This window comes from Oscillibacter valericigenes (assembly GCF_021531435.1).
GTDB lineage: Bacteria > Bacillota > Clostridia > Oscillospirales > Oscillospiraceae > Oscillibacter > Oscillibacter valericigenes_B.
This window is the reverse complement of sequence record NZ_JAFBIS010000022.1, coordinates 1-13,521: the sequence shown is the minus strand read 5'-3', so window position 1 is coordinate 13,521 and position 13,521 is coordinate 1. Positions and strand designations below refer to the sequence as shown.

Sequence of the window (13,521 nt, the reverse complement as noted above, 5' to 3'; positions counted from 1 at the left end):
CTTTATCTCTTAAATGCTAGCGCACATTAAGATTCTTGTTCTTTCGCCGCCCGCCACAGGGCCAGCAGCTCTTCCTTGGTGCAGTCCGCCAGGGGCTTGTCCGCTCCGCTTTCCACAAAGCGGAACCGGCTGTCGAACTTATCGCAGGCACGGTGCAAGGCGTCCTCCGGGTCCACATGGGTCATCTGGGCCAGCTTAGCCGCCATGAACAGGGCGTCGCCCAACTCCTCCCGGACGCCGTGAGGCGCGTCCGGCGCTTTGCCGGACTCCATGGCCTGCCGCAGCTCCCGGACCTCTTCCTCCAGCTTGTTAAGGGCGCTCATGGCGTCGTCCCAGTCAAAGCCCGCCTTGGCGGTCTTGGAGGCGGTCTTTTCCGCCCGCCACAGGGCAGGCAGGGTGTGGGGCACGGACTCGATGGCGTCCGCCGTGGAACGCTGGCCCTTCTCCTGCCGTTTCAGGACCTCCCAGTTCACCAGCACCTGCTCGCTGTTGTCCGCCTGCATGGTGCCGCCGAACACATGGGGATGGCGGTATACCATCTTCTGGGCCACGCCGTCCACCACGTCGGCCATGGTGAAGCGGCCCCGCTCGGCCTCAATGGTGGCGTGGAACACCACCTGCATCAAAACGTCGCCCAGCTCCTCGCACATGGCCTCCGCATCGTCCCGGTCCAAAGCGTCCAGGACCTCGTAGGTCTCCTCCAGGAAATTCCGGCGGATGGACTGGTGGGTCTGTTCGGCGTCCCAGGGACAGCCGCCCGGCCCCCGCAGGAGCCGCATGATCTCCAGAAAATCCGCCCAGTCATAGCGGGGCTTACATTGAAAATCTACCATACAATGCCTGCCTTTGCAAGAAAATTTGCTTGCATCACGCAGCAAATTCTCAAATTTTTTATTTTAAGTGCAGAAGTTTAATAAGCTTCTCTCCGTGGGGCACAGATTTGACATCTTCCGCCCGCAGGATACGCATCGCGATGACCAGCACGGCATACACCGCCACGCCCGCCAGGATGCCCAGCATGGTAGCCAGGGCGTTGGCGCCGTAGGCGGAGTGTCCCGCCAGAAGGCGGCTGGCAAAGCCGTACACCGCCCAGGCCGCGCCGCCCATGAGGACGGAGGCGATGACCGGTTTCGTGAACAGCTGGAGGTAGCGGGGCTTCTCCGGAGAGTATTTCCACACAAAGAACAGGTTCAGCGCCACGATGACCATGTAGCAGCACAGGGTGGAGACGGGAGCACCGTGGATGTTGATGTTGGGGTTTCCCACCAGGATATAATTCAGCACGATCTTCGTCAGTCCGCCGGCCAGCATGGTGCAGATGGGGATGCGCTCATGTCCGTAGGACTGCAGGATGGCGTTGGTCAGGGTCATGATGCAGATGAAGATGCAGGCGATGCCCAGCACCCGCAGATGGGGGCCCGCCGCGGTGGCGGAAGCCTGCTGTGCGGGGTACAGCGTCAGCAGAATGGGCCCGGACAGCACGCTGAGGCCCACACCCGCCGGGATCGCCAGAATAGCGATGAGCCGGAAAGCGGAGGAGATGATGCGGTTGGCGCCCTCATGGTCTTTTCTCGCCACCGCCGCCGCCGCGAAGGGAATGAGGCTCATGGTGACGGGGTACACGAAGGACGGCGGCAGGTTGATGAGGTCCATGCCGAAGGTGTACTGGCCGTACAGGGCGGTAGGGGTGTCCGGCAGCAGCTCCGCGATGGAGCCCAGCCGACCCAGGACGATCTTGCTGTCGATGAGGGTGATGATGCTCATGGCAGAGTTGCTGAGGGTGATGGGGATGCCGATGGTCAGCACCTTTTTCATCAGCGTCCCGGAGCTCTCCGGCACGTCCAGGGATTCCGAGCGGTCCCGGTGGGTGAGCAGGTAGAAGATCAGGAAGAACATGGACAGCACGGTGCCCACGGTGACGCCCAAAATGGCGCCGGCGGCGCTGATCTCCACACCGTAGCCCAGCCGCAGGAAATACCAGGCCAGGGACAATCCGATGGTCAGCTTGCACAGGGCCTCCAGCACCTGGGAGATGGCGGTGGGCTTCATGTTCCCCTGGCCCTGGGTATAGCCCCGCATGCAGGCCAGCAAACACACGCAGAATACGGCGGGAGCCAGGGCCTTGATGGACCAGTAGGCCAGAGAGTCGTTCATAAAGCCTGCCAGCTGCGCCGCGCCGAAGAACATGAACAGCGACAGCACCAGGCCCAGGGCGAAGAACAGCCAGATGGCGGTGCGGAACAGCTTCCGCTTCTCATTCTCCCGGCCCAGGGCGTGGGCCTCGCTGGTCAGCTTGGAGATGGCCAGGGGCAGGCCGGCGGTGGAGACGGTCAGCAGCAGGTTATAGATGTTGTACGCCACCGTGAAGTGGGCCTTGCCCTCGTCGCCGATGATGTTGCCCAGGGGAATCTTATACACCGCGCCGATAAGCTTCACGATGACCACGGCGGAGGCCAAAATCGCGGCGCCGCCCAGGAAAGATTGCTTTTTGGGTTGATTCGACATGAGGTTTACCTCGAATGAAACAAAATATACGGAGAAGCTTCTCCTGAAAGGAGCCTATGCGTTCCCCGGGAAATCATACCTGCTCCAGGCAGGCTTTCACCAGGGCGGTGAATTTCGGCCCCGCGGCCTGTCCCGCGGCGATGACCTCCTCGCCGGAGAGGGGCTGGTCCAGCACGCCCGCCGCCATGTTGGTGCAGAGGGTGAAGCCCAGCACCCGCATGCCGCAGTGGGCGGCGGTGATGGCCTCCGGGACGGTGGACATGCCCACCGCGTCGGCGCCCAGGATACGGGCTGCCCGCACTTCCGCCGGGGTCTCGTACTGGGGGCCGGGGAAGTACATATATACACCTTCCCGCAGCCGGATGTCAAGATTTTCCGCGGCTTTCCGGGCCGCTTCCCGCAGAGCGGGGGTGTAGACATGGCTCATGTCCGGAAACCGGGGGCCGAACTCGTCGAGGTTGGGCCCGCAGAGGGGACTGACGCCGAAGAGCTTGATGTGGTCGGTGATGAGCATGATGTCGCCCACGTCGAACTCCCGGTTCACCGCGCCGGCGGCGTTGGTGACGATGAGGGTCTCCGCCCCCAGCAGCCGCAGCACCCGGACGGGATAGCTAACGTCGGCAAAGCTCCAGCCCTCATAGGTGTGGAGCCGGCCCTGCATCACCGCCACGTCCTTGCCGGACAGTCGGCCGAACACGAACTGCCCCTTGTGGTCCGGGGCGGTGGAGCGCTTCATGTGGGGTACTTCCGCGTAGGGCACCACGACGGGGTCCTCCACCTCATCGCCCAGGGCGCCCAGGCCGGAGCCTAAGATCAGCAGCACCTTGGGGGTAAAACCGCCCAGGCGGGCGCGCAGAGCCTCCGCGCTCTCCCGGTACTGCTCATAGGTGTAGGTTTCCATCACAGCTTCCCTCCGCACTCCCGGCAGAAGGCGTCCCCGTCACGGACGACGGCGCCGCAGGTGGCGCAGGTGTGGGCCGCCCGTTCCTTGCCGATCTGGGCCTCCAGCGCGGCGATCTCCGCTTTCAGCCCGTCGATCTCCTCCAGCTTGGCCTGAAGAATTTCGGAATCCGTGGGGGTGCCGGTATGGGTGGCGTAGAGCATCTCGCCCACCTCCCGCATGGAGGTATTGACCTCGGCCTTCAGGTCCACGATGCGGATATTCAGCTTGGCGACGGACAGCAGCTCTTCCGTTTTCTTCCCGACGCCGTAGGCCACATCAGAGGCGGTGTCGCCCACCTGCACGGCGGTCCGCTGGACCATTTCCAGAATGTCTATCAGCTTTTCGTTCATAGCGAAGCCCTCCATCAATGATTATCATAAGTGGAACCGCCGAGGAATTCTCTTGCCAGAGACTCCGGCGCCACATATTTTTCGTCCATGGCCTCGATCTTCTCAAAGCCCCGCAGCATATCGTCCACCACCGCGTACTTTCCGGCGGGGAGGGCCTCCAGCAGGGGCACTACCACGGGCTTCAGCACGGCAAATTCAAAGGCCAGGGAGGAATCGAACATGATGTGCGCGTTTTCCTTATAGGGGGAGATGTACAGCTTTTCGCCCCGGCGGACGTTGTCCCACAGCTTCAGCGTGAAGCTGGCGTCGCTGCCCCGGAACTGGTAGTCCCGGACGATGCGGCGGCACAGCCGCAGCCAGGCGTGCTGGAACACGATGTTTCCGTCGTCGTCCACCAGATTGCTGCGGGCGGCGATATACAGCTTGAAGGCGTGGGGATTCTTCCCCACGATGATGTCGTTCAGGGCGTGGATGCCCTCGAAGATGGCCAAGTCGTCCGGCCCCAGCCGCAGGGGCTGGGACATGATGTCGGAGCGCATCTGCCGGGCGAACTCGTATTTCGGCACGTGGATGGTCTCGCCCCGGTCCAGCATGGCGAAGTGCCGGTTCAGAAGGTCCACATCCAGGAAAAAGGGGGACTCGAAGTCGATGGCGCCGTCCCGGTTCCGGGGCGCCGTCTCCGGGTCCAGCGTTTTGAAGTAGTTGTCCATAGAGATCGTGTGGGTCTCGATGCCCATTTTGTCCAGCTGCTCCTCAATTTTCAGAGCGGTGGTGGTCTTGCCGGAACCGGAGGGGCCGGAGAGCAGGACGACATGGGACTCACCGCGGTGGTCCGCGATCTTCTTGGCCGCGTTTTCCACTTTTTTCGCGAAAGCGGCGTCACATTCCCGTGCAAACGCCGCGGGGTCGCTGCGGACGGCTTCGTTCAGCCGTGTCAGAGAATACGGCATGGCAGGCTCCTTTCCAAATATGCGGTTTAAAGGCCTAACTTCCGATAGAACGCGGCAAAGGCCGCCTGGTTGGAGAGGCCCTTTTCAGGGCGCTCCGTGTACTCCTTGGGATATTTCAGGTTGAACACCCGCTCGATGTGGTTCGTGCCCGGCTCCACCATCTTAGTAGACCCGCCCGCGCCGAAGGACAGAATGGAGCACAGCTCCGACATGATGTCGATGTTGTACCAGCACTCCCCACCGGGGCGGCACCAGCCGATATTTTCAAAGCTGCCGGACATATATTTCTGCCGGTAGAGGTAGTAGGGAGCATACCCGGCCCTCCGCAGGACGGGGGCCGCGTAGTCCAGCATCTCGCCCACAGCCTCCGGGCCGGGGATGGTGAGGCCCTCCAGCAGGATGCGGCTGCCCTTTTTCAGGGCCAGAGTATGGACGGTCACGTTGTCCGTGCCGAACTTCAGACAGGCGTCCAGGGAGCGGCGGAAGCCCTCCGGGGTATCCTCCGGCAGGCCCGCTATCAAATCCATATTCACATGGGGGAACGCATATTTCTCCACCAGCTCCATGGCGCGGTCAATATCCCCGGCGGTGTGGCACCGTCCGATGGCCCGCAGCACATGGTCCTCCATGCTCTGGGGGTTCACGGAGACCCGGGTGACGCCGTGGCTTTTCAGCACCGCCAGCTTTTCCGCCGTAATAGTGTCGGGGCGGCCCGCCTCCACGGTGATCTCCTCGCAGGCATCCAGTTCAAACGATTCCTCAAAAGCCGTCAGCACCCGGTCCATCTGCTCCGCCGTCAGGGTGGTGGGGGTGCCGCCGCCCATATAGAAGGCCCGGACCCGCAGTCCCTGCTCCCGGACCATCTGCCCGCCGGAGCGGATCTCCGCAATCAGTGCGTCCACATAGGGCGGTACCAGGGCAAAGCTCCGCTCCACCGACTGGCTGACAAAGGAGCAGTAGGCGCAGCGGGTGGGGCAGAAGGGGATGCCCACATAGACGTCGATGTCCCTGGGCCCCAGCCGCCGGGCGGCGGTCAGGGCGGCGGCGCCGGTCTCCAGCGCCAGGGCCGCCCGCTCGGGAGTGACAAAATACTCGTTCTCCAGCATGGCGCGGGCCTCGTCCGGCGTCTTTCCCTCCGCCAGCGCCCAGGTGACGGGCTTGTCGGGCCGGACGCCGGTCAGCATCCCCCAGGGGGGCGTGGCCCCAGTGACGGCCCGTGCCGCCAGGAAGAAACACCGGGCGATGGCATGGCGCCGCTGGCCCTCCTTTTCAAAATCCGTGCCGGTGAGGACCGTCCGGCAGCTTTGCGCGGCGGTCTTTCCGCCGTGGCGCAGCTCCACCGTCACGCGGCAGTCCTCCGGGGACTCCCGCAGGGTGATGGTGGCCCAGCTCTCGTCCCCGGGCAAAACCGGCTCATAGACCGGCAGCTCGCCGGGGAACAGGTTCATCAGGCTCTGCTCCACGGTGTACCGCTCGTCGTGGCCGTTTAATACCAATTTCATACCGTTTCCTTATCCGTTCATGGCCTGGCGGAGGTAGGGGTTCCAGGAACGCTCCCGGTCCAGGGTGCTGTCCTCCATGTGGCCGGGATAGACCTTCAAGTCGCCCTCCAGCTCGCCCAGGCGTTTCAGGGACTCCATCATTTTCTTCACGCTGCCGCCGGGGAAGTCCGTCCGGCCGCAGGAGCCGGCGAACAGGGTGTCCCCGCAGAACAGCGCATCGCCGCAGCGGAGGGTCACGCTGCCCTCGGAGTGGCCGGGGGTGGCCAGCACCTGCAAAGTAAGACCGCCCACCTGGACCGTATCCCCCTCGCCGTAGTCCTTCGCACACGGCACCGGGGGGAAGAGCTGCTGTAAATAGGCGTCTCCCTCATACACATCCCGGCGGTTCAGATACACCGGCACACCGGGCCACCGGGCGGACAGCTCCGCCACCGCGCCGGTGTGGTCGTAGTGGCCGTGGGTCAGCAGGATGGCGCAGGGGGCGCAGCCGGAGTCCTCCACGGCGGCGGCCACCCGGACGGCATCTCCGCCGGGGTCGATGACGGCGCAGAGTTTTTCCGTCTCATCGCAGAGAAGGTAGCAGTTGGTGCCGATGGGTCCAACCTGCAGGGTCTTGATGTCCATAAAAGCCTCCTTATGGCCGTTCGGTATCAAACAAAATCGTGACGGGGCCGTCGTTCAGGGAGTCCACCTGCATGTCGGCGCCAAACTCGCCGTGCTCCACGGCAAAGCCCCGCTCCCGGCAGTGGGCCATGAAATCCTCGTACAGGGGGATGGCCAGGTCGGGCTTGGCGGCCCCGGAGAAGCCGGGGCGTCGGGAGGAGGTGTCGGCATACAGGGTGAACTGGGAGACCACCAGCAAACTGCCGCCCACCTGCTCCAGATTTCGGTTCATCTTTCCGTTTTCATCCTCGAAGACACGGAGATTGCAGATTTTCTCCGCCAGCTTCACGGCGGTATCATGGGTGTCGCTGGGGCCGACGCCCAGCAGGACCAGGAAGCCCTGGCCGATCTGCCCGTTGACCTTCCCGTCAATGGTGACGGAGGCATGGCGGACGCGGGTAACAACTGCGCGCATGGCAGATCCCTCCTAAAGATGGGCCTGTCTCCCCGCCGGGGGAGACAGGGAAATCGTTTTATCAGCCGGCGGGCCGGGTGACCTGGTAAACGCCGGAGATCTGGTTCAGCTTGTTCATCAGGTTTTTCAGCTGCACGTCGTCCCGGATGCGGACCTCGATCCGGCAGATGGCAAAGCCGTCCTCCGTGCTGCGGGTGTTGATGCCCAGCACAAAGGTGTTGGTGGTGGACAGCGCCGCCGAAATATCCAGCAGCAGGTTGGAGCGGTCCTTGCAGATGACCTCCAGCAGCGTAGGATAGTTTTCATTGGTATCCGTACCCCAGGAGACCTTGATCCACCGGCCCGCCTGGTCTGGATCGTTCCGGTGGGCGGCGTTGGGGCAGTCCGCCCGGTGGACGGACACGCCGTAGCCCCGGGTGATAAAGCCCACGATGTCGTCTCCCGGCACGGGGGTGCAGCACTTGGAGAATTTCACCAGACAGTTGTCCAGGCCCTCCACGATGATGCCCTGCTCGCTCTTGACTTTCTTGGGCTCGGCGGGGTGCGGCGCCTCCTCCCTGGGCTTGGCCGCGGCGGTCTCCAGGGCCTGCTGCTCCTGCTGGCGCTGGCGGAGGACACGGTTGATCTCCCCCTGCATCCGGCTGACCGCCTTCTGGGCGGTGAAGCCGCCGTAGCCGATGGCGGCGTACATATCCTCCAGATTGGGGTAGGCCACCTTCTTCAGCAGCGTGGGCAGCAGCTCCGGGTCCGTCACATCCTTCACGGAAAGGCCGCAGTGCTTCAGCTCCGCTTCAAAGGCGGAACGGCCGTTGACAATATTTTCTTCCTTCTTTTCCTTTTTAAACCACTGGCGGATCTTGCTGCGGGCCTCGCTGGACTTGGCGATCTTCATCCAGTCCCGGCTGGGGCCCTTGGCGGCCTTGGAGGTCATGATCTCCACGATGTCGCCGTTTTTCAGAATGTGGTCAAAGGTGACGATGCGGCCGTTGACCTTGGCCCCCACCATGTGGTTGCCCACGGCGGAGTGGATGGCATAGGCAAAGTCGATGGGGCAGGCGCCGGCGGGCAGGTTCTGCACATCGCCGTTGGGGGTAAACACGAATACCTCGTCGGAGAACATATCCACCTTCAGAGAGTGAATATAGTCCTCGGCATCGGCGCCCTCCTGGTTTTCCAGCAGGCGGCGGACCCACTCATAGCGGCCCTCGGTGCCGGCGCCCTGGCCGTTCTGCTTGTATTTCCAGTGGGCGGCCACACCGTACTCGGCGATCTCATGCATCTCCCGGGTGCGGATCTGCACCTCGAAGGGATAGCCGTCGGTGCCCATGACGGTAGTGTGGAGGGACTGGTAGCCGTTGGGCTTGGGGGTGCCGATATAGTCCTTGAACCGGCCCAGAATGGGCTTGTAGATGTCGTGGATGACGCCTAGAACGTTGTAGCAGTCGCCCACGTTTTCCACAACGACCCGGAAGGCGAACAGGTCAAAAATCTCGTCCAAAGACTTATTTTGATTGAACATCTTCCGGTAGATGGAGTAGGGATGCTTCATCCGGCCGTAGACGATGTGCTGGATACCCAGCTCGTTGAGCCGGTCGTCGATCTGGATCTGAGTGCGCTTCATGAACGCCTCGTACTCCGGCTTTTTCGCGTCCAGCTTGGAGACGATCTCGTCGTAGCCGATGGGGTCCAGGTATTTTAAGGACAGGTCCTCCAGCTCCCACTTGATGCGCTGCATGCCCAGCCGGTGGGCAATGGGGGCATAGATCTCCATGGTCTCCAGGGACTTCTGCTTCTGCTTGGAAGGGGACTGGTACTCCATGGTCCGCATGTTGTGAAGGCGGTCGGAGATTTTGATCAGAATGACGCGGATGTCCTTGCTCATGGCAATGAGCATCTTCCGCAGGTTCTCCATCTGCTCGTCTTCCTTGGTGGCGTACTGGATACGGGTCAGCTTGCTGACGCCCTCCACCAGGTCGGCGATGGTGGGGGAAAAGAGCTTCGCCACGTCCTCATGGGTGGCGGGGGTATCCTCGATGACGTCGTGGAGCAGGGCGGCCTCGATGGACTCGCTGTCCAGCTTCAGCTCCTCCGCCACGATCTGGGCCACGGCCAGGGGATGGATGATATAAGGCTCGCCGCTCTTGCGCTTCTGGCCCTCGTGGCACTTGTCGGCATAGTCAAAGGCGGCTCTGATCTGGGCAAAATCCGCGGCAGGGTTGTAGCCCCGGATGGTTTTTTCCAACAGATCGTATTGCTCCTGAATGGTCATGGCTGGTCACCTCGGTTTCGGCTGGCCGCGTCCTGCAGCCGGACAAGATAAGGACACTCGTTCAAATTGACTTTTCCCCGGGCCGGATTCAGGCACAGCGTCACGCTGTCCCCCTGCACCGCCAGGGAGATGAGCCCCCGCTCCTGGAACACGTCCAGCGCCAGGGCCGTGCGGAGGAAGCTCTCGTTTCCGCCGGTGCGGGCCGCCAGCTGCCGCAGATAGGGCAGCAGCTCCTCCTCCACCTTTCCCTGGCGGAGCCGGCGCTCCAGCGCCACCCAGCAGGCGGCGTACTGCTCCCGGGAGGCCCGGAGCCGGGCCGTCTCCTGGTTGGTGAGGGGCCCGCCGCCCAGCAGGCGGTGGAGCAGCTCCAGGTCCGCCGCCTCATGGCGGCTGGGCGTCAGGGAGGGACGAATATCAATGAGCTGTAACTGTAACGTCGTGGTGCCCCGGAAGGTATTGGCCTGGAGGTAGAAGGCGGCGTCCACCCGGCTGCCCGCCGTGATGCCGCACTCGGCCTCCGTGACAGAGAAGAAGATGGCGTCGAACCGGCTGGTGCCCTTGGAGAGCCGTAGCTTCAGATGCCGCCCCTGGCCCACGGACTGGAGGGAGTCCACCGTGGCACCCAGCAGGGCGAACACCGGCCGGGGATTCCCGGCGCCGTAGGGCTCCAGGTGGCTGAGACTCTCCACCTGGTCCAGCGTCACCTCTCCGGGAGAGGTGATGGCCGCGTCGATGTCCAGTGAGCTGACGGGCAGCACGCCGTCCATGGCGGAGCGGACATAGCGGTTCATCCGCTGGCGGAAGGCGTCGATATTGCTCTCCTGAATGGTGAAGCCCGCGGCCAGCTCATGGCCGCCGAAGCCCTCCAGCAAATCGGAGCAGGCGTCCAGGGCGGCAAAGAGGTTGAAGCCGCCGTAGGAGCGGCAGGAGCCCTTGCCCGTGCCGTCCTTCAAATGGATCATAAAGCTGGGACAGGAATATTTTTCGCTGAGGCGGGAGGCCACAATGCCCACCACGCCCTGGTGCCAGTCCTCGCTGGACAGCACCAGCGCGCTGCGCTCCTCGCTGCGGAGTTTTTCGATTTGGCCGATGGCGTCGGCGCAGATGGCCTGCTCCACCGCCTGGCGCTCCCGGTTCAAATCGCACAGCCGCTTGGCCAGCACCTCCGCCTCGGCGGGGTCGTCCGCCTCCAGAAGGTCGGCAGCCAGGTCCGCCGCGCCCATGCGCCCGGCGGCGTTGATGCGGGGGGACAGCACAAAGCCGATTTGAATGGAGGTGATGGGCTTGCCCAGCAGCCCCGCTTCCTTCAGCAGGGCGTGAACGCCCACGAAATCCGTGTGGGGCAGGGCCTCCAGGCCGCAGGAGACGATGGTGCGGTTCTCGCCCTCCATCCGCATGACGTCGGCAATGGTGCCGATGGCGGCCAGGGTGCAGTAGCGGGCAAACAGGGCGTCCTCCCGGTTTTCACCGCCCAGGGCCAGCACCAGCTTCAGCGCCACGCCGCAGCCCGCCAGGTGCTTGAAGGGGTAGGAGCAGTCGGGCCGGTGAGGGTCCACCACCGCCACGGCGTGGGGCAGTTCTTCCTTGCACTCATGGTGGTCGGTCACCACCACATCCATACCAAGAGAGTTGGCGAAGTCCACCTCGTCGTTGCCGGTGATGCCGCAGTCCACGGTGATCATCAGCGTGGCGCCCTGGTCGTGGAGGTTCCGGATGGCGTCCTTGCTGAGGCCGTAGCCGTCCTCGATGCGGCGGGGGATGTACCGCAGGCAATGGACGCCGCAGCTTTTCAGATAGTCCAGCAGCAGCACCGTGGAGGTGATGCCGTCCACATCGTAATCGCCGAACACGGCGATGGTCTCCCCATCGGAAATAGCCCGCTGGATGCGCCCCACCGCCTTGTCCATATCCCGCATCAGCATGGGGGAGATGGTCAGGCTCCGGTCCCGCTCCAGGCTTTCGGCGGCGCCCTCCGGCGTGGTGACGCCCCGGGCGGCCAGCACCGTGCTGAGCAGATAGGGATACCCCGCGCTCCGCAGGAGGGCCACATCCCGCTCCTCCGGCTTGCCGATGTTCCACTTTTTGAATTTCACGGGAGTTCCCTCCTTTCCGGCAAATTGAAAAAAGAATCCAATATAACTAATTTATTATAGCAGAAAAGTGCGGTCAGGTAAAGAATGATTTTATAAAAGCGGGAAATGGCCGCCGGACCGCCGCGCCGTTTCGTGCGCCGTTTCGACAGCTTTGGTTTGACGGATACCGAAAATTCTGGTATAGTGGGGATGATTTGGCACCAAAAGGTGCCCAAAGGAGAGAACAAATAATGAAAAAGCAACTCAAACGGCTGCTGAGCTGTCTGGTGCTGTGCGCCATGCTGACCGGCGGCCTCACGGCCCCCGCAGCCGCGGCGGGCTTTACGGACGTCCCCGCCGGCCACTGGGCCGCGCAGGACATCCGGCGCTGTGTGGAGCTGGGCTTCTTTCAGGGCGAGTCGGCCACCCGGTTCGGTCTCGGACACCAGATGACCCGCTCCGCCTTTGCCGTGGTGCTGTGCCGGTTCTTCGGCTGGGAGACGTCCAAACCCACACGGTCCGCCTATACGGACGTCCCCGTCAGCGCCTGGTATGCCGGGGCGGTCCAGGCCGCCTATGAGCACGGCGCCGTCACCGCCCAGCGGGCGGAATTCCGCCCGGGCGACCCCATCACCCGGGAGGAACTGGCCGTCATGCTGGTCCGTGCCCTGGGCTACGGCACCATCGCCGGCCTTGCCCAGGACCTGCCCTCCGCCTTCCAGGATGTGACCACCAACGCCGGGTATATCACCATGGTCTGTGACCTGGGGCTGATGGACGGCATCTCCTCCACCTCCTTTGCCCCCTCCCGCACCGCCCCCCGGGAGCAGGTGGCGGTCATCCTGATGCGGCTGTATGACAAGCTCCACCGGGCCGAGCCCGGCAAGGTGGGCATCCTGTCCCCCGAAGAGCCTCTCCCCGACCTGACGGGCTGGGAGGCTGTCGCCGTCAGCGGCGCCCATCTGATGGCCGCGGGCGGCGTCAGGGTGACGAATGCTTCCGACGCCGCCGGAGCCTCCGCCCTGCGGGACGCCGCCCGGCAGTCCGGCGCGAAGGCGCTTTTGTATGTGGAGGGCGGCCCCACCGCCCTGAACGGCACCGCCGCCGAGACCGCCGCCTGTCTGGTCTCCGCTGTGGAGGAGGGCGGCTATGACGGCATTTTGCTGGACATTCCCGCCCTGAAGCTGGCCAAGGAGACCGCTCTGGTCAAGCTGGCCCAGGCGCTGAAGTCCGCCCTGAACGGCAAGCTGCTGTATCTGGTGGCGGAGGCCCCCTCCTGGCAGGGCACCCGGTACAACGGCTATGATTATGCCGCCCTGGGCAAAACGGCGGACAAGCTGATCCTGCGGATCGCCTCCTATGAAAAGGCCGACGGCCAATATCCCGCCGCGCCTGTGGAGCCGCTGGAGGAGCTGTATTATGCTCTGGCGGAGCTTCAGGGCAAGGTGGACAGCTCCAGGCTCTCCATTCTGCTGTCCACCGATGCCTCCGTGTGGGTCAACGGGAAGAACAGCACCTCTCTCACCGCTGAGGATCTGGCGGGCCTCGCCGCGAAAGGAAACCTGGAGGAGCATTACTCCAGCCGCTATGCCTGCGCTTATCTCACCGGCCTCACAGAGGATAAAAAGCCCCTGATCGCCTGGTACCTGAATCCCCGGTCTGTGGAGGAGCGGGTCCGGTTCGCCAAGCTGTTCAGCGTGGACCAGCTGGTGGTGGACGACCTGCGGCAGATGGCCGCCGCCCAGAGCGCCGCGGCACCGGAAGCCTGACCAAAGTCAAAACCTCCGGCTAAGCCGGAGGCTTGAGTAAGCCCTATAAGGGCTTTATACGGACAAAGCCCCTTAAGGGGCCC

Annotated in this window: 11 protein-coding genes; 1 reads left to right on the top strand and 10 read right to left on the bottom strand. The window is 63.5% G+C overall.

What is annotated here, in order from left to right; genetic code table 11:
• Positions 1-26: 26 nt before the first annotated feature.
• From mazG to recJ, 10 genes are all read right to left on the bottom strand, one after another.
• On the bottom strand, positions 27-833 hold the full coding sequence (mazG, locus tag JQM68_RS11065; protein WP_235223063.1) for a nucleoside triphosphate pyrophosphohydrolase: 807 nt from the start codon (positions 831-833) through the stop codon (positions 27-29).
• Positions 834-891: 58 nt separating this feature from the next.
• Positions 892-2,505 carry a putative polysaccharide biosynthesis protein gene (locus tag JQM68_RS11060; protein WP_235223062.1) on the bottom strand — a complete coding sequence of 538 codons (1,614 nt, stop codon included), beginning with the start codon at positions 2,503-2,505 and terminating at the stop codon, positions 892-894.
• Positions 2,506-2,578: 73 nt separating this feature from the next.
• Positions 2,579-3,406 carry a purine-nucleoside phosphorylase gene (locus tag JQM68_RS11055; protein WP_235223061.1) on the bottom strand — a complete coding sequence of 276 codons (828 nt, stop codon included), beginning with the start codon at positions 3,404-3,406 and terminating at the stop codon, positions 2,579-2,581.
• Entirely contained in the window at positions 3,406-3,798 is a 393-nt protein-coding gene (locus JQM68_RS11050; protein ID WP_235223060.1) for a zinc ribbon domain-containing protein, read from the bottom strand. The genes JQM68_RS11055 and JQM68_RS11050 overlap by 1 nt, the downstream gene beginning before the upstream one ends.
• Positions 3,799-3,812: 14 nt before the next feature.
• Positions 3,813-4,748: a uridine kinase family protein gene (locus JQM68_RS11045; RefSeq protein WP_235223059.1), complete on the bottom strand. Its 936-nt coding sequence runs from the start codon at positions 4,746-4,748 to the stop codon at positions 3,813-3,815.
• Positions 4,749-4,774: 26 nt separating this feature from the next.
• Positions 4,775-6,250 (bottom strand): coproporphyrinogen dehydrogenase HemZ, encoded by a 1,476-nt coding sequence (gene hemZ / locus JQM68_RS11040; RefSeq protein WP_235223058.1) that lies wholly within the window; start codon positions 6,248-6,250, stop codon positions 4,775-4,777.
• Between the two features lie 9 nt (positions 6,251-6,259).
• Positions 6,260-6,874, bottom strand: a complete 615-nt coding sequence (locus JQM68_RS11035; protein WP_235223057.1) for an MBL fold metallo-hydrolase — start codon at positions 6,872-6,874, stop codon at positions 6,260-6,262.
• Positions 6,875-6,884: 10 nt separating this feature from the next.
• Positions 6,885-7,328, bottom strand: a complete 444-nt coding sequence (dtd, locus tag JQM68_RS11030) for a D-aminoacyl-tRNA deacylase (RefSeq protein ID WP_235223056.1) — start codon at positions 7,326-7,328, stop codon at positions 6,885-6,887.
• A gap of 61 nt (positions 7,329-7,389) precedes the next feature.
• On the bottom strand, positions 7,390-9,597 hold the full coding sequence (locus JQM68_RS11025) for a RelA/SpoT family protein (protein WP_235223055.1): 2,208 nt from the start codon (positions 9,595-9,597) through the stop codon (positions 7,390-7,392).
• On the bottom strand, positions 9,594-11,690 hold the full coding sequence (recJ, locus tag JQM68_RS11020) for a single-stranded-DNA-specific exonuclease RecJ (RefSeq protein ID WP_235223054.1): 2,097 nt from the start codon (positions 11,688-11,690) through the stop codon (positions 9,594-9,596). Before recJ ends, JQM68_RS11025 begins: the two co-directional genes overlap by 4 nt.
• 230 nt (positions 11,691-11,920) lie before the next feature.
• Here recJ and JQM68_RS11015 point away from each other — a divergent pair, with 230 nt between their 5' ends.
• Positions 11,921-13,438 (top strand): S-layer homology domain-containing protein, encoded by a 1,518-nt coding sequence (locus JQM68_RS11015; RefSeq protein WP_235223053.1) that lies wholly within the window; start codon positions 11,921-11,923, stop codon positions 13,436-13,438.
• Positions 13,439-13,521: the final 83 nt, after the last annotated feature.